Annotated in this window: 21 protein-coding genes; 12 read left to right on the top strand and 9 right to left on the bottom strand. The window is 39.5% G+C overall.

From position 1 onward, the window contains the following. Positions 1-14: 14 nt before the first annotated feature. On the top strand, positions 15-974 hold the full coding sequence (gene hutG, locus JM81_RS14080) for a formimidoylglutamase (protein WP_144804375.1): 960 nt from the start codon (positions 15-17) through the stop codon (positions 972-974). Between the two features lie 179 nt (positions 975-1,153). On the opposite strand, the gene JM81_RS14075 is transcribed toward hutG, so the two are convergent. Both JM81_RS14075 and JM81_RS14070 read right to left on the bottom strand, forming a co-directional pair. Further along, positions 1,154-1,507, bottom strand: coding sequence for a pyruvate kinase (locus tag JM81_RS14075; protein ID WP_089259135.1), 354 nt, complete (start codon positions 1,505-1,507; stop codon positions 1,154-1,156). Positions 1,508-1,609: 102 nt separating this feature from the next. Continuing rightward, complete coding sequence (locus tag JM81_RS14070; RefSeq protein WP_089259133.1) at positions 1,610-2,068, bottom strand: COG2426 family protein; 459 nt, start codon at positions 2,066-2,068, stop codon at positions 1,610-1,612. Between the two features lie 212 nt (positions 2,069-2,280). On the opposite strand from JM81_RS14070, the gene JM81_RS14065 reads away from it, so the two are divergent. After that, the gene (locus tag JM81_RS14065; protein ID WP_144804373.1) at positions 2,281-3,669 is read left to right on the top strand and encodes a Gfo/Idh/MocA family protein; all 1,389 of its coding nucleotides are present in this window, start codon (positions 2,281-2,283) and stop codon (positions 3,667-3,669) included. Here JM81_RS14065 and JM81_RS14060 read toward each other — a convergent pair. Beyond that, a complete protein-coding gene (locus JM81_RS14060) occupies positions 3,666-4,136 on the bottom strand; it encodes an Lrp/AsnC family transcriptional regulator (protein ID WP_089259127.1) in 471 nt (156 codons plus the stop codon). The two genes, JM81_RS14065 and JM81_RS14060, sit on opposite strands and share 4 nt — an antisense overlap. A gap of 507 nt (positions 4,137-4,643) precedes the next feature. Between JM81_RS14060 and JM81_RS14055 the strand changes: the two genes are divergently transcribed. From JM81_RS14055 to JM81_RS14040, 4 genes are all read left to right on the top strand, one after another. Next, the gene (locus JM81_RS14055; protein WP_144804371.1) at positions 4,644-7,589 is read left to right on the top strand and encodes a TonB-dependent receptor; all 2,946 of its coding nucleotides are present in this window, start codon (positions 4,644-4,646) and stop codon (positions 7,587-7,589) included. A 33-nt stretch (positions 7,590-7,622) separates the two neighbouring features. After that, a complete protein-coding gene (locus JM81_RS14050) occupies positions 7,623-8,120 on the top strand; it encodes a hypothetical protein (RefSeq protein WP_143815161.1) in 498 nt (165 codons plus the stop codon). A gap of 28 nt (positions 8,121-8,148) precedes the next feature. Next, positions 8,149-9,339 carry a pyridoxal phosphate-dependent aminotransferase gene (locus JM81_RS14045; protein ID WP_144804369.1) on the top strand — a complete coding sequence of 397 codons (1,191 nt, stop codon included), beginning with the start codon at positions 8,149-8,151 and terminating at the stop codon, positions 9,337-9,339. Positions 9,340-9,465: 126 nt separating this feature from the next. Further along, on the top strand, positions 9,466-10,659 hold the full coding sequence (locus JM81_RS14040; protein WP_144804367.1) for an AEC family transporter: 1,194 nt from the start codon (positions 9,466-9,468) through the stop codon (positions 10,657-10,659). Positions 10,660-10,665: 6 nt separating this feature from the next. Here JM81_RS14040 and JM81_RS14035 read toward each other — a convergent pair whose 3' ends face one another. Continuing rightward, the gene (locus JM81_RS14035; RefSeq protein WP_144804365.1) at positions 10,666-12,018 is read right to left on the bottom strand and encodes a Gfo/Idh/MocA family protein; all 1,353 of its coding nucleotides are present in this window, start codon (positions 12,016-12,018) and stop codon (positions 10,666-10,668) included. Positions 12,019-12,162: 144 nt separating this feature from the next. On the opposite strand from JM81_RS14035, the gene JM81_RS14030 reads away from it, so the two are divergent. The 6 genes from JM81_RS14030 to JM81_RS14005 all read left to right on the top strand — a co-directional run bounded on the left by JM81_RS14030 (position 12,163) and on the right by JM81_RS14005 (position 19,529). Further along, the gene (locus JM81_RS14030) at positions 12,163-13,041 is read left to right on the top strand and encodes an NDP-sugar synthase (RefSeq protein ID WP_261375065.1); all 879 of its coding nucleotides are present in this window, start codon (positions 12,163-12,165) and stop codon (positions 13,039-13,041) included. 266 nt (positions 13,042-13,307) lie between these two features. Further along, positions 13,308-13,673: a DUF7009 family protein gene (locus tag JM81_RS14025; RefSeq protein ID WP_144804363.1), complete on the top strand. Its 366-nt coding sequence runs from the start codon at positions 13,308-13,310 to the stop codon at positions 13,671-13,673. A 90-nt stretch (positions 13,674-13,763) separates the two neighbouring features. Beyond that, positions 13,764-16,061, top strand: coding sequence for an FdhF/YdeP family oxidoreductase (locus tag JM81_RS14020; RefSeq protein WP_144804361.1), 2,298 nt, complete (start codon positions 13,764-13,766; stop codon positions 16,059-16,061). A gap of 239 nt (positions 16,062-16,300) precedes the next feature. Next, positions 16,301-17,164, top strand: a complete 864-nt coding sequence (locus tag JM81_RS14015; RefSeq protein ID WP_144804359.1) for a UDP-2,3-diacylglucosamine diphosphatase — start codon at positions 16,301-16,303, stop codon at positions 17,162-17,164. Continuing rightward, positions 17,161-18,159: a glycosyltransferase family protein gene (locus JM81_RS14010; protein WP_144804357.1), complete on the top strand. Its 999-nt coding sequence runs from the start codon at positions 17,161-17,163 to the stop codon at positions 18,157-18,159. Before JM81_RS14015 ends, JM81_RS14010 begins: the two co-directional genes overlap by 4 nt. A 23-nt stretch (positions 18,160-18,182) precedes the next feature. Beyond that, on the top strand, positions 18,183-19,529 hold the full coding sequence (locus tag JM81_RS14005) for a GH1 family beta-glucosidase (RefSeq protein ID WP_144804355.1): 1,347 nt from the start codon (positions 18,183-18,185) through the stop codon (positions 19,527-19,529). Positions 19,530-19,668: 139 nt separating this feature from the next. Here JM81_RS14005 and JM81_RS14000 read toward each other — a convergent pair whose 3' ends face one another. The 5 genes from JM81_RS14000 to JM81_RS13980 form a co-directional block, all read right to left on the bottom strand. Further along, a complete protein-coding gene (locus JM81_RS14000; protein ID WP_089259107.1) occupies positions 19,669-20,847 on the bottom strand; it encodes an acyl-CoA dehydrogenase family protein in 1,179 nt (392 codons plus the stop codon). 55 nt (positions 20,848-20,902) lie between these two features. Then, entirely contained in the window at positions 20,903-21,616 is a 714-nt protein-coding gene (locus JM81_RS13995; protein ID WP_144804353.1) for a tRNA1(Val) (adenine(37)-N6)-methyltransferase, read from the bottom strand. After that, positions 21,613-23,043: a sulfatase gene (locus JM81_RS13990; protein WP_144804350.1), complete on the bottom strand. Its 1,431-nt coding sequence runs from the start codon at positions 23,041-23,043 to the stop codon at positions 21,613-21,615. Before JM81_RS13990 ends, JM81_RS13995 begins: the two co-directional genes overlap by 4 nt. 74 nt (positions 23,044-23,117) lie before the next feature. Next, entirely contained in the window at positions 23,118-25,175 is a 2,058-nt protein-coding gene (locus JM81_RS13985) for an FN3 associated domain-containing protein (protein WP_144804348.1), read from the bottom strand. A gap of 1 nt (position 25,176) precedes the next feature. Beyond that, positions 25,177-25,977, bottom strand: a complete 801-nt coding sequence (locus tag JM81_RS13980) for a chitobiase/beta-hexosaminidase C-terminal domain-containing protein (RefSeq protein WP_144804346.1) — start codon at positions 25,975-25,977, stop codon at positions 25,177-25,179.

The raw sequence follows: 25,977 nt of genomic DNA, 5'->3' as shown, positions 1-25,977 counted from the left end.
TTATTCAGGAAAATATGTCAAACTATAAACTTCCAAAAAAAGAAAACTGGATAGGCAGGTCGTCTGCCCATCAATTATACTTGAATGAAAAAGTGGAACTCTCCAACATTACATCCAAATTTCCATTCAACTCTCATAAGACCTTTGCGTTATTAGGCTATAGTAGTGATGAAGGCGTACGCAGAAACCAAGGTAGGGTTGGTGCCAAATTTGGTCCGGATTCTATTAGAAAACAATTGGGTAAAATGCCCAATCATCTAACTCAAGAAACCAAATTGTTGGATTTTGGCAACCTAGAATGTAATGGTCAGGAATTGGAGAACTTACAAAAACAGTTATCCAATACCGTAAAGATGTTCTTGGACAACAATACCATTCCGATCATATTAGGGGGTAGTCATGATCTTGCCTATGGCCACTATCATGGCTTGTTGCAGCATCTTCCAAAAAACAAGACCATTGGCATTATCAATTTTGATGCACATTTTGATTTAAGACCCAATACGGATGGTAACAATTCAGGCACTCCATTTTACCAACTGGCCATGGAGCATAGGGTACAGGGTACACCATTTAAATATCTGGCCCTAGGGGTAAGAAAAGATGTCAATACAAAAGATCTTTATGATTTTGCTGAAGCAAACCAGGCCTTTTACCTTCAGCGCAAATACTTTTGTATGACACATGCAGAACATGTGGAACTCCGTCTGATACAGTTTATAGAAGATGTGGACTACTTGTATACTACCATTGATCTGGATGGTTTTTCGTCTGCTTATGCCCCTGGGGTAAGTGCAGCATCTCCCATGGGGTTTTCACCTGACATTGTCCTTAAAAGTTTAAAATTAATTATAGAGTCGGAAAAATTAATGGCCCTGGATGTGGTAGAGCTTAACCCTAAATATGATATAGATGATCAAACCGCTAAATTGGCCGCATCATTGATTCATTATGCTATTCATAAACTGGCCTAAACAAAAAAAGCCTCCCATTATGGAAAGCCTTTCATTGGGTATTACCGGTCAAAACCGATAAACACAATTGCCTCAATTGTTGTCTGAGGCACAACACAACGCTGTAAAGATAATAAAGGTTTTTCAATAATTGTACCCCCACTTAAATTCTTACCTCTTCATCTTATAAAAGGTAAACCCTACTTACTTTTTTCAGCATGGAACATCTCATAGATTTTTCGTTTTTCCTCTAACGTAAACTGTTTGGCAGCAAACCAATCAAAAATTTTAATTTTCTCATTTTCAATTTGTGCATTTCTAATGGCCTTTAAGGAAACAATATGCCAGTGCGTACCTTTTTTACGCGACACGGAGTAGCCCACATCTTCCATAATATAGGACTGTTTGGGTCTATTGATCAGGCGAACACCATTTTTTAAAACGGCCAGAGTCTCGGTTAGACTAACTACTTCTGAAAAGGAATATCTGGCAAAATCGTCAAAACCATTTTGCTCTACATTATAAAGTTTATCACCAATTTTCAGGATATCCATAGCATTTAAAAAGGCGCAAAAATAAAAGGGGAAATTGCCAAATGAAATGAAAACCGTCTTTAGTTATCCACAAATTAGATGGTTAAATCCTTAAAAAAAATATTACGCCATTCCTTTCATGGTCAACAAGGTAGTAACCCAAACAATTACAGAGGATAGAAAAATACCAATGGTATTGGCCAAAAAGGCCTTTTTCCGTTCTATTTTAAACAAGTAGCTCGCAATACTACCGGCATAGACACCGGTGCCGGGTATAGGCAACATTACAAAAAATATTAAACCATAAAAACCATATTTTTTAATTTGGTCACCAGAACCGGTTTTGGCCCTTCTAGCTACAAAAAGTGCGTTCTTTTTATAAAAATGCCATCTCAGTAATGATTTATTAATGGTATTTAGAAAATACATCATGATCGGAAACACCATTACGTTGGCCAAAAAACATACGACCAATACTAAATATATGTTCACTCCATTAAGCAGACCGTAAGGTATACCTACCTTGGCCTCCCCTAATGGTGAAATGCTCCAGAGTGCCGCTATGATTAAATCCTTAAACATTGTTCTATTTTAAGCGACTGCAAAATTACGTTGTTCTACACTAAGAATGTCTTATTTAAATCACAAATAATTAAACTAAATAGTTCAAAAGTTAAAAACAGTGCTATATGTAAAAACAGTGCTTTACCGGTAAGGCTATAGCCGCTAGCTACTGTTCCTATCCATAAAAACCCTATTTTTAATCAATGGCTTAATGAATATCAATTTCAAGTATGACTAAAAAAAATTCTAGAAGATCCTTTATAAAACGTGCCACTATAACTTCTGCTGTATTGGGCACTTCCCCGTATATTTTAACTGCATCCAATAATGAAATAATTGCACTGAAAAGAAGCTATGGCAATACGGTATATAGTGCAAACGACCATATAAACATTGCGCTGATCGGGTCTGGAATACAAGGAATATACGATACCCAATCTGCACTAAAAGTTGATGGGGTTAAACTTGTTGCCGTATGTGACCTATATACCGGCAGATTGGAGCGAGCAAAGGAACTTTGGGGCGACCACCTTTTTGTTACTAGGGATTACAGGGAGCTTTTGGAATTAAAAGATATTGATGCCGTACTTATAGCAACACCGGACCATTGGCACCAAACCATTGCCGTAGCTGCCCTGAAAGCAGGCAAACATGTATATTGTGAAAAACCAATGGTTCAAAATTTTAATGAAGGCCAGGAAATAATAAAGGCACAAAAGCTATCTGGTAAAATATGCCAGATCGGTAGTCAGGGAATGTCATCACTAGGAAATGAAAAAGCAAAGGAACTTTATGAAGATGGTGCCATTGGGGATATCGTAATGTTGGACATGTACAATGATAGGTATTCTGCGGAAGGCGCATGGCAATACCCCATTCCTACCGATGCAGACCCAAACACTATAGACTTTGATACTTTTTTAGGCAAAGCCCCCAAAGTACCATTTGAACCTACTCGTTTTTTTAGGTGGAGAAATTACAAAGAATACGGTACGGGAGTTGCTGGAGATTTGTTCGTTCATGCATTTTCTACCCTTAATTACGTCATTAGCTCAAATGGACCCAGTAGGGCCTTGGCCACGGGCGGACTCAGATATTGGAAAGATGGCAGAAACGTACCAGATGTATCGATTACTTTATATGATTACCCCAAAACCAACACCCATTCTCCCTTTAATGCAGCATTTCGTATAAATTTTATTGCTGGTAGTGGCGGCGGTGGCGGATTCAAATTAATAGGGACCGAAGGTGAAATGGAAATAAGACAGAATTCCGTTACCGTAAATAGATCTAAACTAAATATGGTTCCCGGTGGGTATTCCATGATATCCTTTACGGAAGAAATGCAAAAAAACATACAAAAAGAATACGCTGCACAGGAAAACGACCGAAAGTCACAATTAACTACCGGAAAAACAACATGGCAAGCCCCTAAAGATTACAAAGGGGCGCACTACGACCATTTTAATAATTTTTTTACCAGTATAAGAACGGGCGGCAAAACAATACAAGACCCAAAATTTGGGCTTAGGGCCGCAGGTGCCGCATTATTGGCAAACGAAAGTTATTATAAAAGACAACCGGTAAACTGGGATCCGGAAAATATGAAGCTAATTTAAGAAGGTAGCTCAATGAACTGTATATGGCGTTCCACCTTTTCCTCGATGGAAATAAAGGATTCTATACCACGTATACCGGCTACACTTAAAATTTCATCTTGGTATACTTGCTTATAGTGGTTACTGTCTCGCGCGTGCATTTTAATAAAAATATCATATTTGCCGGTTACATGATGAATTTTAACGACCTCTTCAATATCGTTCAACTTTTTCATAACACTTTTAAATAGACTTATCTCACTTAAAAAGATTCCTAAAAAAATAGTCATTTTCCATCCCATTTTGGCATAGTCCAAAGTAAGGGTGGCACCGGTAATAAGTCCCATATCACGCATTTTCCTCATGCGCATGTGTACGGTTCCTGGAGAAATAGTTAATTGTTTGGCAACATCGGTATAAGCTGTCTGTGCATTATCCGCCAGTATATTTAAAATATTAAAATCTACCTGATCTAACTTATTTCTCATCTATTTCATTTAAAAAACAATTAAACTATTGTAAGCTTTTATCCTTTTTTAACAAATTTAATTTATAGTAATGGAAATTTATGTGATAATATGATAATAAAAAGGTTGATTAATAGCGTTTTATTAATAATGAATTAATCAAATTATCGATCTCATAAAAAGCAGTCTTTTAAGCATTTATCCATATTCTTCTAAAACGACAGGTTAAAATGATTAAATGCTAAAAAATAAACAGATAATCATTAAAAAACTGAATTTTAATCAACCTAACATTAAGTAAACAACTAATAAACAACACCTTATAGAAGCAGTCCATTTTTATTATTCTTCAACAATCTATAATATTGTCTAAGTCAATCTGTCACTTAAACCAGGGCATATTGCAAAGAAAAAGTATCCGGAACTTTTCATTTTACGAATACCATATTCCCCCAAGGCATTCATATACTTATGATGACCGATTGGTGTTTATGGCAACTATTGAGAAACCACTAAACTCGTTCGATTATGAAGAAAATTCTAATACTTTCCTTTTTTATGCTACATGTAATGCATGTAGCCCATGGGCAGGAATTATCAATATCTGGTAAAGTATCAGATGCGCAAGGACCCTTACCCGGGGTAAACGTAATGGTAAAAGGCACAACCACCGGTGTCATTACTGATTTTGATGGGCAATACACCATTACGGCTGCAGCAAATGCAACCTTGCTATATTCCTTTATAGGCTATGCAAAACTTGAAGTGCCCGTTAATGGAAAAACAACAATGAACGTAACACTAAAAGAAGCTGCGGAGCAACTAACGGAAACAATAATACTGGGTACCAGGGGTGCCGCCAGGACCAAACTGAATACACCCGTTCCAGTAGACGTAATAAATATTAAAAAAGATGCCATAAATATGCCGCAACAGGATCTGTCACAAATGCTAGCTGCCTCGGCACCTTCCTTTACAGCATATACCAGTGGGGGAGGCGACCTATCCTCATTTGTTAGCCCTCCAAGTTTAAGAGGGTTGGCCCCAAACCAAATGTTGGTGTTGGTAAATGGTAAAAGAAGACACACCTCCGCAATTCTTGCTGCATCGCAAACGGGAACACCTTCTAATGCCGTGGACATGAAATTTATACCTTCTATAGGAATAGATAGAATAGAGATATTGCGCGATGGTGCATCTGCACAATATGGTTCTGATGCCATTGCAGGTGTGGTCAACGTGGTACTCAAAAAAGGGACGGGGGAATTTACGGGCACCCTTACAGGTGGCGCTTACCCTAATGCCACTCCGGACTTTGGGAATTCTGACCTGACCGATGCCGAAAAAGCATTGAACAGATCGTCTGGAGATTGGGACGGTTACAATTTTCAATTTGATGGCAACTATGGCGTTGGATTTGAAAATGGCGGATACTTCAACGCTTCGGTATTATTAAGTCAGTCCGAAAGAACAATTAGGCCTACGGTATTGGAAATTGACAGGGCACCCTTGTACAGTGATCTTTACCTGACCAATGGTACAACCGATGTAAACGGAAATCCTATCATCACCAACCCAGAATTGATCGCTGCACAAGGAAGTGGTGATGCAGGTTTAATAAGTTCCTTGACGACCGTAGAAGGCTTAATGGCCGCCAGGGGCATAGAACAGGTAGATGTATCCACTTACTCCGGGTTACCTGCAAAAACGTTGATGGGTTTTGGATTTAATTTGGAAACCCCATTGACGGATAGTACTGATTTTTATGCTTTTGGTGATTTCGGTTATCAATATTCAGATGCCTACAGTTGTTTTTACAGAAGGGCCGCACAAGCGGACAGGACCAGTTTTGCACTTTTTCCAAACGGATTTAGACCTCAAATCTATACCGATCAATATAATTTGTCATTGGCTACCGGTATTACAGGTGAGTTGGGAGATTATGAATTTGACCTAAGCAACACCTTTGGAACAAACTCCGCCAAATATGGCATGTTCAATACTTGGAACGCCAGTATTGGCGAAAGTTCCCCAACAGAAATGAATTTGGGAACACATAGTTTCCTTCAAAACTCCCTTAACTTGGATTTTACCAATTACTATGAGGATATTCTTTCTGGCTTGAACGTTGCCTTTGGGGGTGAATTGCGAGTTGAAAATTATTCCATTGAGGCCGGGCAGGAAGAAAGCTGGACAGCCGGCAGTGCAGGCGTTATAACCGCAACAGAGGACAATCAGGCATTGATCGGTCCAGATGGTTTTCCGTTGGAGGATTTAAACGGAGCGCCGATCGTAGATGGAACGGGAGCACCGGTTGTTCTTCCCTATGCAGGCGTAAGCCAAGAACTGGTAAAGAATTATGCGTTAAACTGTCAGTGTTTTAGAGGTTTTGCGCCAGAAAACGAAAGTAATAGCTTTAGGTCCGTAATGGCGGCATATGCCGATCTTGAATTGGATGTAACGGATGATTTCCTTATTTCTGGAGCATTGCGGTTAGAAAATTATTCTGATTTTGGAAATGTAGTCACTAGCAAAATTGCTGGTAGATATTCCATTGGAGAAAATTTTGCGATAAGGGGATCATATAGTAGTGGTTTTAGGGCGCCATCGTTACAGGAATTAAACTATTCGCACAGTTATACGTTTTTCGTAAACCTGGTACCTTTTGACGGAACATTATATCAAAACAGCAGTTCTGCCGCAAATGCCTTGGGTATTGGACAATTACAGCAAGAACGTTCAAGAAACTTTAGCTTAGGGTTTACGACCAAAATTGGCAAACTTGGTTTTACGCTGGACGCCTACAAAATAGATATTTTCGACAGGATATTTGAGACGGGGGAATTTAATTCCGGTACCACACCGGTTTTGGAACCCATTATTGGTAGCGGCTTGGCAAGTTTTAGAATTAATGGAGGTGATATTAGCACAAAAGGTGTTGAAGCCGTAGTTAATTACAATACCAGGATCGGGGATGGCCAATTAGGGGTTATACTTTCCGGAACATTTAGGGAGAATAAATTTGAAAAGATCAACCTTCCTGATTTGAATACGAATTTGACCGATGAGGAATTGGCGGATAACTATGTAAACAGAGGGCTTATTGGACAATTTGAAACCGGCACACCCAGTAGTAAATTAATTGGGACCTTAAATTATTCCATTGGTAAATTTTCCACCATGGTAAGGGGAACCCGTTACGGATCCGTACAGACCAGGGATAGTAGAACCAGAACCCTATTAGATGGCACTACAGGGTATGCAGACCAATTTTTTACTCCAGAATTTACTGTAGACCTAGGGGTGACGTATAAGATTTCGGATAAATTCAGTTTAACCGTTGGTGGTAATAACATCTTTAATGAATATCCTGAAATCATAAGATATGAACTAAGAACTTTCAACTTGTATTCCAACTATCAACAAGGCTCATCTGGCGCCTATTACTTTGGTAGATTAACGTTCACTTTATAATACATGGCTAACCCGTTTAAGAAGAAGACAATTATGAAAACATATATAAGACATATATTAATCCTGGTATGGGCAGTGAGCCTATGCTCTTGCGAACAAGAAAGATTAGACCCTATCCTAACCACTGCAGAAGGCGGAGGTAAACTAACGACCTACACGGCCTATACCATTGATGCAGCAGACCCTGCAGGCTCCAATGTTTACGGTAGAATCGTATTTTGGAAAAATACATTGGACCAAACCCTGGTGCAAGTATCCCTTTACAATACCGTTCCCGGATTATTACACCCTGCACTGATCATGAATGGTGCGGCCGGATCTGGCGCTGCTACAATGCTTGCCTTGGACAATGTGTCCGGTAATACGGGAGAGCTGGATACCAGTAAATTCTATGTGATTACGGATACCACATTTTACGATAACATAACAGCAATGGACAGTCATATCAATATTTATTTAAGTACAACTGACGATACTGTTGTCGCAAGCGGAAACTTAGGCATTAATGCTGACCCCGTAGAATCTAATTAAAGAATATTAAACTTAAATATAGCACACAATGAAAACAAACGTAGACAGACGAGAATGGCTTAAAAAAGGCATTCTAACTGCGGCCGGAGCAATGGCTGCACCCTATTTGACCTATGGGGCCTTCCCCGCTGAACCTATTGCTTTGGATGCAAAAGGTAACCTACCGTACACCCCGTTCTTTAAGGAGTATTTGCCTTATGCCCCTACACAACCCGTTGAATTGGCGGCAAAATTAAATGCAAATGAAAATCCTTACGGACCTTCCCCAATGGCTGTCAAAGCCATGCAGGAATATGCCCCAAAAGGTAACAGGTATGCATGGAAGGAACTATACCAATTAATGGATAAGATCGCTGCGGAAGAAGGCGTTAAGCAAGAAAATATTATGATGGGCCCTGGATCATCTGACCTTTTGGAAAAGACTGCCATGGTTTTCTTTCAGAATGGCGGCAATATTGTTTCCGCAGACCCGGCATATATGTCGCTCATAAAGGTTGCTCAGGCCACAGGCGCCACATGGAAACCCATTCCATTAAAAAAGGATTGGTCCCATGACTTAGCGGCCATGGAGGCGGCGGTAGATGATGAAACCAAATTGGTTTACATATGTAACCCCAACAACCCTACCGGCAGTATGACAGACCATGCGGAACTGGTTGACTTTTGCTCAAGAGTATCGGAGAAAACACCCATTTTCGTAGATGAGGCCTATTTGGGCTTTTTGGACGATAGTGCCAAAAAAAGTATGGTATCACTTATAAATGAAGGCAAAAACGTAATTATAGCGCGCACCTTTTCCAAAATTCAGGGAATGGCAGGACTAAGGGTTGGCTACGTGGTTGCCCAACCCGAAACATTAGGAATCATCCAAAAGATAACACGTGGTGGAATGGGAATATCCTTACCATCTGTCTACGCCGCTATGGCAAGTATGGATGATGTTGCCTTTAAGGACAAATCACGAAAATTAAACAAGGAATGCAGAGCATATGTATATGAAAATCTTGACCGTCTTGGGTTTGAATATGTTCCCTCCTCTACAAGCTTTATCATTTTTCCCATTGAAATGGACGGAAAGCCGTTCTTGGAAAAAATGACTGCAGAAGGTGTTGGCGTAAGAGCTTTTGAAATCTATGGTAAAAACTGGTGCAGGGTAAGCATGGGTACTATGGATGAAATGAAGTTGTTCACCGCTGCCCTTGAAAAGGTGCTAGTTTAAGTTTGAATTAGTCCAGGAGTTGGGTGAACGGATATTGCCTTGATACAACAATCTTTAATCCAACTCCTACGGACTATTCTAAACCATAGCCAACCAAACCACCATACAATATAACGTTATATCATCATGAATTTTGCATTACAAAAAACACTTGAGCTCCTTTTAATAATTTCCCTGGGTGTATTCTTGCAAAAGAAAGTGGCTAAGCAAGATTTAAAAGGAATAAAAGTACTTATCCTTAGTGTGGCATTACCGGCCACTATCTTTGTAGCACTTTTAAAAATAGAATTAAAGGGTACCTTGTTGGTCTTTCCTTTAATGGCCCTAACATTTAACCTATTGATGTTACTGGCCTCTAAGTATTTTCTGACCGTTTCCTTACACAAGAAGGAACATAGCAAAAAAAGAACCTTAATGATGCTTTTGCCGTCAACGGCACCTGGTTTATCCTGTTTTCCTTTTATAGTGGCCTATTTAGGGGATGATACATTGGCTTTAGCGGCACTTGCAGATGTAGGAAATAAAATATTTGTACTTATCCTGTTATATATGCTCGCTATGCATTGGTATAGAAAAAGGGCAATAAACAATAAACAGGAATCCTCCAAGAGTAAATTAAAGGGACTAATGATTTCATTGATCAATGAACCTATAAACATGGTTATGGTCATTGGACTTATATTATTGGGGTTTGGACTAAATTTAACGGCGTTGCCCGGATTTCTACAGAACACCGTACTAAGCATTAAGGACTTGATGACCCCATTGGTCCTATTGTTTATTGGTATGGCGGTGAGGATCAATTCCGGTGAATTTAAACTTATACTCTCCATGTTATTGCGCAGGGCAGGACTGGCCTTCTTTTTAAGCGGTTTGTTTGCCTACGCCATCCCGTCACTAACACCGGCCATGATATTGCTATTGGTGGTCTTCCCTCAAAGTTCATGTAGTTTTTGGCCTTTTGCCCACATGAACGCCATACAATCCTTAGAGGAAAAGGACAAGCAAACGGAACCTACCTTTGATGTCAATTTTGGTTTGAACATCCTTGCGTGCTCACTACCTTTTTCTACGTTATTGATCATTGGAATATTCTCCTTTAATGAATTCTTCATCAACCCTATGATATTGCTCGGTTTAGGTTCCGCCATTTTGGCTATCACGTATGCACCGGACATATTTAAATCTAAGAGTTTTATGATGGAGCGGGAACGTAAACTAACACCTAGACTTAAAAAAAAACGCACAACGCTGACCATAGCTAAAGAAGAACATACAATATCTAAGGAAGAAAGAATCAATGAGGCTGCCGCAAGCTAAAAGCCTTTAATAAGTTTCTTTCATCCATTCATACGGTTCCCTGTTCATCCATAGTCCCCTTGTAAAATCGGGAAAATCCTGTGGTTCGCCATTATTGGCTATGGAAACTTCAGATAATGGGGTAACCGCACTCCAGGCCGCGGCATCATACGCGTCTAAAGGAGGTGCTATTTGTTGTTTGGCGGATTCAATAAAAGCATTGATTACAAAGAAATCCATACCCCCATGGCCGGCATCTAGGGCATATTCCCCGTATTTCTTCCATAATGGATGGTCATATTTTTCAAGCCATGGCTTGGCATCGTCCCATGAATGGGGTTCGGATTTTCCATTAATATACATTCTGCTACCGTCTACCTCCCACAATCCGTTTGCACCCTGTACCCTAAACCCCAAGGAATATGGTCTTGGCAGGTTACAATCATGCGTAATGATGATGGTTTCGCCATTGGCGGTGTTAATAGTAGATGTAATTACGTCTCCTTGTTTAAATTTAATTTTTGCGTTGGGGTGTTGTTCCCCACCATGCTCAACAATATAATTATGCAACCCTATGCCTTTGGTTGCATGTGACGTCATGGATACAAACCTGTTACCCCTGTTTATATCTGCCATAACTGCAATTGGACCAAGACCATGGGTTGGGTATACATCTGCATTTCTCTTAACGGAATGTGCGGTACGCCATTTAGATTCTGAAATACCTTTATCTCCAAATTCCACACCTTTACCATAGGCCGTTTTACCGTCATTGAATTTTACATGGCGTAGATCATGTTGGTATCCACATCTAAAATGGACCAATTCCCCAAAAACATTTTGCTTTACCATTTGTAGAACAGCAAGAATATCCCTTCTATAGTTAACATTTTCCAAGATCATCATATGCGTGCCCGTACGTTCATGGGTATTGACCAAATCCCAACATTCCTCCAACGTATTGGAAGCGGACACCTCAACCCCGGCATATTTACCGGCTTCCATGGCATCTACGGTCATACGCGTATGCCACAACCAAGGTGTGGCAATGATTACGGCATCTACGTCATCAAGTGCCAAAAGATTTTTATAATCATTATCGTTGGCCCCAAATACCTTTGGTGTTTTACCGCCAGCTTCTGAAATAAGTTTTTTGGCTATAGAAATTCTAGCATCATCAACATCACAAATAGCTGTAACATTAACATCTTTGCGTAATAATAAATTTTCTAAATGATTGGTTCCCCGAAGTCCGACTCCTATTAAACCTACATTTAATTTATCTGCAGCACTAAACCTTTGTCGTGCAAATCCGGGTACGGCCATTAACCCTATACTGACCATAGATGTATTCTTGATAAACGTTCTTCTTGATGCCATTATAAAATTCTATTTTGGAGCACTTAAATTAGGAAAACTTGCGGACCCACATTAACGAATCATCAAATTTAACGGTGATACATCTAAATTCATCCGTTCAATTTAAAGGCATTTCCTATTTTTGACCTATAAACACAGAAAATCATGACATTACTTTTAATGGCTGCCGGTAGCGGTAGTAGATATGGAAAACTTAAACAATTTGATGATTTAGGCCCAAATGGTGAATTTTTAATGGAGTTCGCCATATTTGATGCCATTCAAAATAACTTTGATCAAATTGTGGTCATCACCAAAAAAGAAAATGTATCCTTCTTGGAAGAGCACCTTTCTGCAAGGTTGCCAAAAAAAATACAACTTAACGTACTGGCACAGGAACTTACAGATTTACCGGACGGGGTTACCTTTACGGGAGAACGTAAAAAACCATGGGGAACTGCCCATGCAGTATGGACGGCAAGAAATGTCATCAATGGACCTTTTGTAGTCATCAATGCCGATGATTTTTATGGTCAGGCAGCCTATAGGAAAGCTGCGGAATTCATGAGTTCCAATACAGATGCCTATGCACTTTTAGGTTACACCCTTAAGGACACCTTATCAGAACATGGGTCCGTTTCAAGAGGTGTATGTGAAGTTGACGGCGATAATTTGAAATCGGTACAGGAACGATTGAAATTGGTGCAAAAAGAGGATAAAGTAATAGATGAGGACACCCAATTGGAATTTACCGGTGATGAACAGGCAAGTATGAACTTTTGGGTTTGCAGGCCTACTATTTTTGATAAGATTGAGTCAGAATTTAGATTGTTCTTAAAAGATGAGGACCGTATAGCCAACAGTGAGCTGTACATACCGTTAATGATTCAAGAAATGCTTCAAGCCAATGAAATTGAGGTAAAATGTATTCCTTCTGGTGGAGATTGGTTTGGCGTAACCTATGCCAGTGACAAAGAAAAAGCAATGAACAGTTTAAAGGAAAAATCCGATTTGGGCAAATACCCTGCCCCTATCTGGAACTAAGGTTACCTATTAAATTAAAAATCCCCGGAGCTAATATAGATTAGTCCCGGGGATTTTTTTTGAAACAGGTGGTAACTAAAAAGAGTCCAACCTTAAAGGATCGGACTCTTTTACGAGAACACTATATGAAAATGAAAAAAATTTATTTCGTTTTTAATTACATAGTAAACTTACCGGATACCATAAGAATTAGAAACAAATTGATGTATGCCCCTTAGTATTTGTTGTCAGATGGCCTATTTTTGTTGTGAACTCAAATAGCAGCTATGAAGATTCGTATTAAAGGCAATTCCGTTAGGTTTAGGTTGACCCAATCTGAAGTCAGGACATTATCCGAACATGGTGAAATATACGATAGTACCAATTTTGGGGAAACAGAGTTTAAGTACGGTGTGGTGCTAGATAATAAGATACATAATCTACATACCAGTTTTAACAATAACTGTATTGTGCTAAAGATGCCAAGTTCCATAGGAAAAGAATGGTATAGCAATGATATTATAACTTTTGACCATACAGTAGAAACTACAAAAAATCAATCCCTATATCTTTTACTGGAAAAGGACTTTACCTGCTTGGACAACACTATAGAGGACCAATCGGATAATTATCCAAACCCTAAACTTACATAGGACATTTTTGACGATGGCATTAAATGGATAAACGTACTATTTAACAGAAATGAGCCTATAGATTAGCCATACAATTGATAAGTTTATACCATGGAGTCAAAAGCACAAAGAAATGTATCTTTTAGAGGGTCAGAAGATTTTTTGGATATAGAATTAAAAGAACCTGTTGACCATGCCGCAGGCTATTTGGGGGTTCGTGAAGCGCTAAAACATACGTTTAAGGAAATGGGAGTGTTACGTTCCATGAGATCTTTGTTACGTATGAACCAAAAAGATGGTTTTGATTGTCCAAGTTGTGCATGGCCTGACCCCGAGCATCCTTCACCGGTTGCCGAATATTGTGAAAATGGGGCTAAAGCACTTGGTGATGAAGCTACTACCAATCATGTAGACGCCAATTTTTTCAAAAAAAATTCCGTAGAAGAATTATCGTTGTTATCGGATTATGAGCTCAATAAATGTGGGCGCTTGGTAGAACCTTTGGTTTTAAGACCGGGCAGTGTACATTATGAGCCCATTACTTGGAACGACGCATTTCAGTTAATTGCCTCGGAGCTTAAAAAATTGGACCATCCTGACGAGGCCATATTTTACACCTCTGGACGGTCCAGTAATGAGGCCGCTTTTCTTTATGGTATGTTTGCAAGGGCCTTAGGCACAAATAATTTACCGGATTGTTCCAATATGTGCCACGAGAGCAGCGGAGTAGCATTGGGGGAAACTTTGGGCATTGGTAAAGGTTCTACGACATTGGAAGATCTATATGAAGCGGAAGTAATTTTAATAGCCGGACAAAATCCAGGTACCAACCACCCCAGAATGCTTTCCGCCCTTGAAAAATGCAAAAAGAATGGAGGAAAGGTAATCAGTATAAATCCGCTTGAGGAATCGGGTTTGGTGAATTTTAAGAACCCACAGAATATTAATGGTTGGATAGGCGGCGGTGAGGATATGGCAGATATTCATTTGCCCGTCAACATCAACCAGGACATCCCCTTGGTCAAGCTTATTTTAAAAAAATTAATTGCTTTTGACCAAATATCGGGCAATGTATTCGACCATGAATTTATAACAACCTATACCCAAGGTTATGATGCCTTACTTAAAGATTTGGCACGATACAAGGAAAAAGAGCTTCTTGACCAGACCGGTGTTTCTGAAGACAGTATAGATGAGACCGTAGCTTTATTGGCCAATAAATCCAAAATAATTGTCTGTTGGGCTATGGGTCTAACACAACATAAAAACGGTGTGGAAAATATACGAGAGTTCGTAAACTTATTGTTGCTCAAGGGCGCCATTGGCAAACCTAATACCGGTACCTGTCCAGTGCGCGGGCATAGCAATGTTCAAGGGGACCGTAGTGTGGGTATCCAACATTTTGTAGATAAAGGGCTTAACGAGCGTATTAAGAATTATTTGGGCTTTACTCCACCGGATCATGAGGGCGTAGATGTCGTTGGCTCAATGAAAGCCATGTATGATGGTAAGGCCAAAATTTTTATGTGCCTGGGCGGTAATTTTCTGATGGCTGCATCGGATACGGAATACACGGCAAAAGGTATTCAAAACTGTGACCTTACCGTACAAATTAGCACCAAATTGAACAGGACCCATTTGGTAACGGGCAAAACCGCCTTGATCCTCCCCACCATTGGCCGGTCAGAAAAAGATATGAAAGATGGTAAACCTCGCCATTTTACTGTGGAAAACAGCATGGGAAGGGTTAAGCAGAGTAAGGGAATTTTAAAACCGGCCTCTGATAAAGTGATGAGCGAACCAGAGATTATAGCCAATATAGGTAGGGCGTATTTTGGGGATAATCACCCTATGGACTGGAAAGCCTTGGGTGCGGATTATGAATTGATACGTTCGCAGATCGATCAGGTTGCAAAGGGGTTTGAAAATACCGAGGAGCGCTCCCAGGGTGCAGGTTATTACTTACCCAATAATGTCCGAAATCTGGATTTTAGCATGTTGCCCAACGGCAAGGCACAAATAACGATCAACAGCTTACCGGAACATACTTTGCAGAAAGATGAATACATGCTTATGACCATACGTTCACATGACCAGTTCAATACCACCATTTATGGATTGAACGATCGTTACCGTGGTGTATACAATGCACGTAGGGTCATTTTCATGAATCCGGAAGACATGAAGGCGGTTGGCCTTAAAAAATTGGACGTAGTGGATATTACAAGTACCTATGACCAAACCGTGCGAACGGCACACAAGTTTAAAATTATACCTTATACTATTCCTTCTGGCAATTTAGCTTCCTATTTTCCGGAGACCAACGTTTTGGTTCCATTTAATCATTTTGCATTAAGAAGCAAAACACCTATTAGCAAATCCATAAAAGTACGGTTGGTAAAGAAATAGTTAATCAATCCATCTTAACCAAGACTTTGTTTAACACTGCGGTAACTAAAATATAAGTTACGGGTAACGGCTGTATTGAATCAAATATTGAAACTTTACATTTATAAATTTCAGTATATGAAATCTATTAAACTAGTATTGTTTTCCATTGCCTTGCTAATTATGCACCTAGTGTTAAAAGGCTCTTCATTACACATAAAAAACAGGTTTTTCAGGAAAAGGGAAGCTGCATTACATCTATGAAAAAAAGACCTGTAGATATAGTGGTCCTATCGGATATTCATTTAGGAACCTATGGATGTCACGCCAAGGAACTATTAAAATATTTAAAATCCATTAAGCCCAAAGAAGTTATACTCAATGGCGATATCATAGATATCTGGCAATTTAGCAAACGCTATTGGCCAAAATCACATATGAAGGTCATTAAGGTAATTATGGAATGGATTGCCAAAGGAATACCTGTTCATTATGTAACCGGCAACCATGATGAACTATTACGCAAATTTGCCGGTAGTCATTTAGGTTCCTTAAGCATTAGCAATAAACTAGTACTACCCTTACACGGTAAAAAGGCCTGGATCTTCCATGGAGATGTCTTTGACGTAACCATGCAACATAGCAAGTGGTTGGCAAAATTGGGCGCTAAAGGGTATGATTTTCTAATTCTGTTGAACAGGGCCATAAATTTTATTGGAAAAAAAATAGGTAAAGGCCCTATTTCCATGTCTAAAAAAATTAAGAACGGGGTAAAGTCTGCCGTAAAATTCATTAATGATTTTGAACGTATTGCAGCAGATATTGCCATTGAAAATGGATATGATTTTGTGGTTTGCGGACATATACATCAACCGGAAATAAAAAATATTAAAACGGAAAAGGGTGAGGTTACTTATTTAAATTCTGGCGATTGGATAGAGAATTTAACCGCCCTTGAATATCACAAAGGAGTTTGGAGCCTATATTCCTATCTGGAGGATATAACTATGGACAATCAAAAAGATGAACCATTAGATGAAAACCATCTTTTGGAAAAAGGGGAGCTTTTTGAGCAATTACTAACAGAATTTAAGATAAATGGGTTGGCACAGTCCATAAAATGAAAGTATTATACGCAATACAAGGAACAGGAAACGGACATTTAAGCAGGGCCCGAGATGTCATACCCGCACTATTAAAACATGGGCTTACTCTAGATATATTGGTAAGTGGCATTCAAGCAGATGTTCCCTTACCTTATCCTATTTCTTATCAATTAAAGGGGCTAAGCTTTATTTTTGGCAAAAAAGGTGGTGTAGATATGTGGAAAACCTATTACAGGGCCAATTCACTACGATTACAAAAAGAAATAAAAAGTATACCGGTTGAAGACTATGATTTGGTCATAAACGATTTTGAACCGGTAACGGCATGGGCGTGCAAGATAAAACAATTACCGTGTTACAGCTTTAGCCATCAAGCAGCAGTACTATGTGCCAAGGCCCCAAAACCAAAGAAAAAAGACCCATTTGGAAAATGGATTCTACAAAATTACGCCCCTACAACCCGCCAATACGGGTTACATTTTCAATCATACGAACCAAATATATACACCCCAATTATAAGACAAGATGTGAGACAGGCCACTATAAGCAAAAAAGAACACTATACCGTATATCTACCATCTTATAGCGATGAAAAGCTACTGCAGTTCCTATCAAAATTCAAAGGTGTAAAATGGCAGGTTTTTTCCAAGCATAACAAAAAAGAACATATCAACGACCATATACATATTAGACCCATTACCAACACTGATTTTGTAGCGAGCATGGCCTCCAGTAAAGGAATTGTATGTGGTGCCGGTTTTGAGACTCCAGCAGAAAGTTTGTTCATGCAAAAAAAACTATTGGTCATACCAATGAAAGGACAATATGAACAACAATGTAATGCCGCCGCCCTTGCAAAAATGGGAGTATCCGTCATAAAATCCTTAAAGAACAAGCATCTAATTAAGTTGCAAAATTGGTTGGATACCGATGATATCGTTTCCGTTGACTATCCTGATATTACCGACCAGATGATTACGCAAATATTGGAAGCATCCTACAGATCATATTAAATTCAGGTACAAGTTTATAGCACATGGCAAAGTCAACATTGAGCGCTTCCCATTTTGGTAAAGACTTTGTTTGGGGGGTGTCCACTGCCGCATTTCAAATAGAGGGAGAAAGTTTGGGCCATGGAAAAGGACCCTCTATTTGGGACATCTTTACCAAAAAAGAAAATACTATACGTAATGGTGACCAAGCAGATATTGCCTGTGATTATTATCACCGGTATGAGGAAGATATCCTTTTGATGAAATCTATGAACATCAAAAATTTTAGGTTCTCAATTTCATGGACACGTATCTTACCTAATGGAATTGGCACGGTAAACGAACAAGGAATTGCATTCTATAAAAAGGTGATAGCATGTTGTTTAGAACATAGTATAGAACCTTGGGTAACCCTATATCATTGGGATTTGCCCCAAGCACTTGAGGATAAGGGCGGATGGGCCAATAGGAAAATAATAGATTGGTTTACGGAATTTACGACAGTATGTGCAATGGCCTTTGGCGATCAGGTAAAACATTGGATGGTCTTGAACGAACCAATGGTCTTTACCGGTGCGGGATATTTTTTAGGCGTACATGCTCCTGGAAAAAAAGGATTGAAAAATTTTCTTCCTGCAGTGCACCATGTCGTACTCTGCCAAGCAATGGGTGCTAAAATTTTAAAAAGGTTAGTGCCCAACGCCCTAATAGGCACCACTTTTTCCTGCTCACAAATATCAGCTTACAGAAATACTAAAAGAGACCGGCATGCCGCAGTCAAGGCCGATGCATTATTGAACCGATTATTCATAGAACCCGCATTGGGATTGGGCTATCCAATAAGTGATGCCCCGGTATTAAAACGTTTACGACCCTTCATACAACCTAACGACATGAACGATTGCAAGTTCAATTTTGACTTTATAGGATTACAGAACTATACCCGGGAAAAGGTAAAACATAGTTTTTTTGTTCCCTATCTACATGCCAAAATCGTAAAGGCCAGCAAACGGAACGTAAAAACTACATTAATGGATTGGGAGGTGTACCCGCCAAGTATTTTCCATATCATAGAAAAATTCAGTGCGTATTCCCAAATAAAAAAAATCTTTATTACAGAAAATGGCGCAGCGTTTAAGGATGTTGTAAAGAACGGAAATGTGGACGACCAACAACGACTGCAATTTTTACAGGACCATATCCTGCAAGTGCATAAAGCCCAACAAAGCGGGTTGAACGTGCATGGTTATTTTATTTGGACCTTGACCGATAATTTTGAATGGGCAGAAGGGTATCATGCAAGATTTGGCTTGGTTCATATTGATTTTAAAAGTTTAAGAAGAACCATTAAAACATCCGGCAAGTGGTTTGCTCAATTTTTAGAAAAATAACATACTTGTAATCAAAAGGGCCAATGTTTCCATTGGCCCTGAACTATTTCATCAACATGAACACATCTTAACTTGTGTTCATGCAAGGTATAAATGCCATTAAAAAATTAAGTTATGACAATGAAACCATAAAGTTATATTATTTAAAAGCGGGCATACCCGTAATATCTGCACCCGTAATCAATAAATGAATATCATGGGTACCTTCATAGGTAATGACACTTTCCAAGTTCATCATGTGGCGCATAATACTATATTCCCCTGTAATACCCATGCCTCCAAGGACCTGTCTTGCCTCACGGGCAATTTTTATTGCCATTTCCACATTGTTCCTTTTGGCCATTGAAATTTGTGCGGTAGTTGCCCTACCCTCATTTTTAAGTTGTCCTAAACGGAACGCCAATAATTGTGCTTTCGTAATTTCAGTAATCATTTCGGCCAATTTCTTTTGTTGCAATTGGGTTGCCGCTATTGGTTTTCCAAATTGAATACGCTCTTTGGCATAACGCAAAGCGGTATCATAACAATCCATTGCAGCACCAATGGCTCCCCATGCAATACCGAATCTGGCGGAATCCAAACAACCTAAAGGTGCGCCTAACCCTGTTTTATTGGGCAATAAGTTTTCTTTGGGTACTTTAACGTTATCAAATATCAGCTCTCCGGTCGCCGATGCCCTTAATGACCATTTGTTATGTGTTTCCGGGGTGGTAAAACCTTCCATGCCACGTTCCACGATCAAGCCATGGATCCTACCCTCCTCATTTTTTGCCCAGACGACAGCTATATCACAAAAAGGAGAATTGGAAATCCACAGTTTGGCACCGTTAAGAAGGTAGTGGTCACCCATATCCTTGAACTTGGTTTCCATACCACTTGGATTGGAACCATGGTTTGGCTCCGTTAACCCAAAAGACCCCATCCATTCACCGGCGGCCAATTTAGGTAGGTATTTTTTGCGTTGCGCCTCTGTTCCATACGTATAAATAGGGTACATGACCAAAGACGACTGAACGGAAGCCGTGGAGCGCACCCCACTATCTCCCCTTTCAATTTCCTGCATAATAAGTCCGTAACTGATCTGATCCAAACCGGCCCCACCATACTCTTCAGGAATATAAGGTCCAAATGCCCCAATTTCTGCCAAGCCACTAATTATCTGTTTAGGAAATTCCGCTTTTTGAGCATATTCTTCAATAATTGGAGAAACATCTCTTTTGACCCATTGGCGGGCGGCATCACGTACTAATAAATGTTCTTGGGAAAAAAGGTCGTCCAAATTGTAATAATCGGGCGCTTCAAACAAATCGGGTCTCATAACAAATCTTTTAATAAAGGTAAATCAAAAAATATAACATTACACAAGGATAAAGTTACATTTTTAAATAAAATGCTTGAGTGAGCGCTATGTAGTCTTCCGTATATCGATGCCGCTCCGTCTCAATAATGAGTTCTTGAATGGTACATTGGTGTTTCTGTTTTACAAATGCCAACAAGCTACGTTTGATCGGTGCATTGGCATTTCCTTTTACGTGTAGGCATTGTTTGGGATGTAATCCAAAAGTAGCCGCTAAACGCACAAACGCTTCTTCTTCCTTAAAGGGAATAATAGTGGTAAACGTACCATTATTGGCCAAAAGTGCCTGTACCCCTGCCAACAAAACATCAAAAGGAAGATATCCATTTTGCCTAGCTTGGTCTCTTTGAAGGTTTCCAGAGGTAACATTTTCAATATAAAAAGGAGGATTGCAGACGATAATTTCATATTCATCATCAATTTCATCCATGAACTCGTCTAATCCTGCATGGTAACAATAAAGACGATCGCCCCAAGGTGACCGTTCAAAATTATCAACACATTGTTCATACGCTTCTGGATCTATTTCTATGGCATCTATAACCTCTGCATTGCTACGTTGGGCCAACATCAATGCTATAATTCCGGTACCTGCGCCAATATCAAGAATAGATTCAGTTTGATGTTCAACTTTGGTCCAAGCCCCAAGTAAGACCCCGTCGGTTCCTATTTTCATGGCGGAACGGTCTTGATGTACCGTAAACTGTTTAAACTTAAATGGTTTGTTCATTTTACTTCTCCCGCTTTCCTTGTTTCGGTGCCTTCCATACCCAAAAGAGAATCTCCTAGCCTTGAACGCATATGATCTGCCAATTCCTTTATTTTGGTCACTACTTTGGGATATTCCGAGGCTACATTTTTTAGTTCAGACGCATCGGACTCCAGATCATACAGTTCAATTTCCTTCAAATCTACCATTTTGTACTCACCGGGCAAACCATCCTTACCCGCTTTTTGACCATTCATTGTCCTATAGGTATGCGGAAAGTATAATTTCCATTTTCCATATCTGATACCGAACAATTCATTGACCCGATAATAAAAGAAATACGCATTCTGCGGACTCTCATTGGTTATACCTGTTAGCAAAGGCCAAGCACTGCGACCATCAATAACGGTATTGGGCAAATCTGCTTGACAAATTTCCGCTAGTGTGGGCAATATATCAATGGCCATGACCGGAGCGTCAATAGTTGTACCGGCTTTAATGTGTCCAGGATATTTAATGATGAACGGTTCCCTTTGTCCACCTTCCCATGCGGTACCCTTACCTTCCCTAAAAGGAAATGCGCTTCCTGAATGATTTCCATAAGCCAACCAAGGACCGTTATCCGATGTAAAAATAATTAGGGTATTTTTAGTAAGTCCATTTTCTTCCACGGCCTTTAGAATTTCACCTACGGTCCAGTCAATTTCCATAATAACGTCACCGTACAATCCTCTTTTAGACTTCCCCTTAAACTTATCGGACACAAATAAAGGTACATGGGGCTGTGGGTGCGGCATGTAAAGGAAAAACGGATTGTCCGCATTACGGTGAATAAAATCTACACTGCGCTTCGTAATCTGGGTAGTTAGATCGGTCTGATCCGTCAATGTTTTCAATACGGTGGTATTTTCATATAACGGTAAGGGCCCAAAGTCAAAAATAGGTCCCTGTTGCGGGTGTAAAGGCCACATATCGTTAGAATAGGGTATACCAAAATATTCATCAAACCCGTGGTTATTGGGCATAAATTGTTGTTGGTCTCCCAAATGCCATTTTCCAAAAATAGCGGTTGCATATCCTTTGGCCTTGAACATTTCCGCCAAGGTAGTTTCCTGGGTGTTCAGTCCCTTTTTACTATTGGGCATAAAGGCATTGTGAATTCCTATTCTATTAGGATAACAACCCGTTAGTATTGCAGCTCTTGAAGCAGAACATACGGCCTGCGCTGCATAAAAACTGGTAAGCTTGGCACCATCCCTAGCCATTTGGTCCAAATGGGGAGTTGCAATGTCCGTAGCACCAAATATACCTACGTCGTTATAACCTTGGTCATCCGTAAAAATTAGGATGACATTGGGTACGTTACGTTGCTGTGCAACTTTTTGCCCATAAATATTCTGTGCAATGCATAGCATTAATAACACTGTATATTTTAAAATTATCTTCATTTTATAGGTTTTAAAGACTAATAATAACGACTAGTAATGGCAGACTTGTTCAAAAGCAACTATGGCAACAAGAATTAGTTCAAAACAATTTCATCTATAAAAATCCAGCTTTTGCCCCCTGGTTCCGTATGCCAACTAGGGTTTTTTAATGGGCTTTGAATTTCCAATTTAACGAATTTAGCCTCCACCGGTTCAAGTCCCAATTCAAAAAAAGTAAGTTTTACCTCTGCATTAGGGCTTTCCATACCCATATTTTTCTTTCCTACCTTTTTATAATTGACACCATCTTTAGATATGGAAATGGTGAATGCCGTTGGATAAAAAATCCAACTAGAAGGTGCGGACAATGCCCCGACCGAAACTTTTGAGATAGGTGATAATTCTTTCAATTCAATTATGGTTTTCAGGTGTTTGCCTTCAAACCCCAACCAATTACCATCTACAAAATTGATGGACCCCCGTTTTTGGTCCATTAAGGTAACACCTTTTTGTCCCGCATATTTCTCATTGGGTTGTGTGAGCAAGGAAACTTGTTCATACTCAATATTATTTTTAATGAACGTGCTTTCCGCTATTGAACTGGGTTTCCAATCTTCTTTGATTGCAATTGCCCTTATCTTGGCGGTATTGGACAACATTAAATAATCCTTGTATTTATGGGATTTTTCGGTGGGCAGGGAACCATCCAATGTATAATAAATACTGGCATCGTCAAAAAGACTTTCTATTGTAATAGCCAAACTATCCTTAAAAAAGTTTGATTCACCCTTAATAACCGGTGGAACTAACACGGTTGCCCTGAACAACTCATCATTAAGCAATTGAACATTTGTTTTGGGCTGTTTTGCCTGAAATTGGGCAATTCCCTCATTGGATACATTGGTTTTCCATAAATACACGTTTTTTAGGCTCTTAATATCCGTAAGATGTTGAAATACTTTATCGGTAACACCGGTACCATAGAGATTTAAGGATTCTAGTAATTCAAATTCCTTAAGGTCATCCCCAATGGCATCGGTAATATGGGTGCCCTGCAACTTCAACTTTATTAAATTCTTGAACGGCTTAATCTGGGCCATTAACCCATCATTAAAATTGGTAAAACCTAGGTCTAATTCAATAACGTTGGCCGCATATTGCTTTAAGGATTTTAAATGGTTTTTGGTAATTGTATCCAAACCGGACATTGACACTTGCAATAACGAATTGTGCGCTGAAAGAGTCTGAACGGAAATACCCATTCCCCTAATTTCCGTCAACCATTCCTTTGGTACTTTTTCTGCCTTACTAGAAAGTATGGCAACTGCGGATGTATCCTGTTCCAATGTGTTAAGAATGGACGCAATTCTTTCTTTGGCAGGTAATTGTTTCACCTGGCAATCAAAGCAATTACCATGTGCTATCCACCAAGCCAATATATCCTTTTCATTATCGGTCAACTGAACCTTGCCCTTGGGCGGCATATGTTCCTCGTTTTCCAGAGGCAAATGTATACGTTCAAAAAAAAGAGACGTGCCATTATTTGTATTCGTATCGAACAAAATACCATTATCTCCCCCTTTCAATAAATCTGCGGGTGAATCCATGATCAATCCTCCTTTTGCTTTTTTGGGGTTATGGCAACTTACACATTTACCGTCAAGAATTGGCTGTACAATATGTGCATAGACCTGGGCTTCTTGTATATTGGTAATTACAATTTCCTTATCCTCTTCTATAAATAAATAATCTTCCCCATGGGTCATATTACCGCCAAAATGCCCTGTTACTCCAATACATATCAACACGACAAAAAATAGGGGCAAATACAATTTTTGGAGCTTTAGATTAGTACTTCTTTTAACCAAGTACAACAGTATGGTTGCAACGGTAAATGAAACGGCCATCCACCTATGAAGAAAAAGTGCTTGCTCTTCATAACCTCCTTCCTCTCCCAACAACCATCCTGTTGCCAAGGATAGAAGTGCGGAAACCACGGCAACAAATAAGGTAAACTCAATACTTTCCCTAAAGGGTTTTTTAGGTTTGAACCTACTGTATATTTCCAATAAAAAGGCCAGTAAAATGATACCGATGGGTAAATGCACCAAAAGTGGATGAAGATGGCCAATTTGTATTTCCAAGAGCATCATGTTATTGAATTATAATTTCGTCCATAAAGAACCACGGCGTGGTACCCTTTCCTTGATGCCACTCCGGTATTTGGGGCAACCCATAAATTACCAAATTTAATTCGCGGTATGTTTCCTTTTTAACAGGAACATCTAAAAATGTAGTCCCTTCATTGCCCGGCAAATTACTTTTAGGAAAAAACATATTGCCTACAAGTTTATTTTTATGGTATACGGCCAGCCTGGCCGGAGCAAATATCCAACTAGCCTGGTCGGTTAGGGTACTTAGTACCAATACGGAAACCTCAATATTATCCTTAAATTTCATTGAAACCTTAATGCTATCTGTCTGAAAACCCATCCATTGCGAATCATTGGAGAAATGTCCGGAACCCTTTTTAAAATCTTTCAACCCCTTAACACCAGACCCAGGATATTTTTCATTAGGCTTAGGATCTAGATCAATTTGTTCAATTTTATTGTTCCTGTTTACCTTGACCACTTGCGAATGCACCTGATCGCTTTCCTGATAATCCTTATGGTAAACTTTGGCATTAATAGTGGTATTGTTCTTGATTTGCAAAGGTTCATCGTAAACTTTGGAATTCCTTTTCACCGGGTTACCGTCCAAGGAATATTTGATGATAGCGCCTGGAAAATCAAAATTTAAGCTGACCGTGGTAACCGAATCAAAAAGTACGTGGGTTGTTTGAATCTGTGGTGATGAAAGCACAAACTGATCAGTAGGGGCATGCGCATTATCCGGCGAAACACATGCATTATTAATTACTGCAAATAGTAATACCAATAGGGTTACGCGCAT

This window comes from Maribacter sp. MAR_2009_72 (assembly GCF_007827235.1).
Taxonomy (GTDB): domain Bacteria; phylum Bacteroidota; class Bacteroidia; order Flavobacteriales; family Flavobacteriaceae; genus Maribacter; species Maribacter sedimenticola.
This window is presented reverse-complemented; position numbering and strand designations above follow the sequence as displayed.

Bases quoted from the DNA above. Each gene is read 5' to 3' on its own strand.
- hutG (WP_144804375.1), top strand. From the start codon at position 15: ATGTCAAACTATAAACTTCCAAAAAAAGAAAACTGGATAGGCAGGTCG.
- JM81_RS14075 (WP_089259135.1), bottom strand. From the start codon at position 1,507: ATGGATATCCTGAAAATTGGTGATAAACTTTATAATGTAGAGCAAAAT.
- JM81_RS14070 (WP_089259133.1), bottom strand. From the start codon at position 2,068: ATGTTTAAGGATTTAATCATAGCGGCACTCTGGAGCATTTCACCATTA.
- JM81_RS14065 (WP_144804373.1), top strand. From the start codon at position 2,281: ATGACTAAAAAAAATTCTAGAAGATCCTTTATAAAACGTGCCACTATA.
- JM81_RS14060 (WP_089259127.1), bottom strand. From the start codon at position 4,136: ATGAGAAATAAGTTAGATCAGGTAGATTTTAATATTTTAAATATACTG.
- JM81_RS14055 (WP_144804371.1), top strand. From the start codon at position 4,644: ATGAAGAAAATTCTAATACTTTCCTTTTTTATGCTACATGTAATGCAT.
- JM81_RS14050 (WP_143815161.1), top strand. From the start codon at position 7,623: ATGAAAACATATATAAGACATATATTAATCCTGGTATGGGCAGTGAGC.
- JM81_RS14045 (WP_144804369.1), top strand. From the start codon at position 8,149: ATGAAAACAAACGTAGACAGACGAGAATGGCTTAAAAAAGGCATTCTA.
- JM81_RS14040 (WP_144804367.1), top strand. From the start codon at position 9,466: ATGAATTTTGCATTACAAAAAACACTTGAGCTCCTTTTAATAATTTCC.
- JM81_RS14035 (WP_144804365.1), bottom strand. From the start codon at position 12,018: ATGGCATCAAGAAGAACGTTTATCAAGAATACATCTATGGTCAGTATA.
- JM81_RS14030 (WP_261375065.1), top strand. From the start codon at position 12,163: ATGACATTACTTTTAATGGCTGCCGGTAGCGGTAGTAGATATGGAAAA.
- JM81_RS14025 (WP_144804363.1), top strand. From the start codon at position 13,308: ATGAAGATTCGTATTAAAGGCAATTCCGTTAGGTTTAGGTTGACCCAA.
- JM81_RS14020 (WP_144804361.1), top strand. From the start codon at position 13,764: ATGGAGTCAAAAGCACAAAGAAATGTATCTTTTAGAGGGTCAGAAGAT.
- JM81_RS14015 (WP_144804359.1), top strand. From the start codon at position 16,301: ATGAAAAAAAGACCTGTAGATATAGTGGTCCTATCGGATATTCATTTA.
- JM81_RS14010 (WP_144804357.1), top strand. From the start codon at position 17,161: ATGAAAGTATTATACGCAATACAAGGAACAGGAAACGGACATTTAAGC.
- JM81_RS14005 (WP_144804355.1), top strand. From the start codon at position 18,183: ATGGCAAAGTCAACATTGAGCGCTTCCCATTTTGGTAAAGACTTTGTT.
- JM81_RS14000 (WP_089259107.1), bottom strand. From the start codon at position 20,847: ATGAGACCCGATTTGTTTGAAGCGCCCGATTATTACAATTTGGACGAC.
- JM81_RS13995 (WP_144804353.1), bottom strand. From the start codon at position 21,616: ATGAACAAACCATTTAAGTTTAAACAGTTTACGGTACATCAAGACCGT.
- JM81_RS13990 (WP_144804350.1), bottom strand. From the start codon at position 23,043: ATGAAGATAATTTTAAAATATACAGTGTTATTAATGCTATGCATTGCA.
- JM81_RS13985 (WP_144804348.1), bottom strand. From the start codon at position 25,175: ATGATGCTCTTGGAAATACAAATTGGCCATCTTCATCCACTTTTGGTG.
- JM81_RS13980 (WP_144804346.1), bottom strand. From the start codon at position 25,977: ATGCGCGTAACCCTATTGGTATTACTATTTGCAGTAATTAATAATGCA.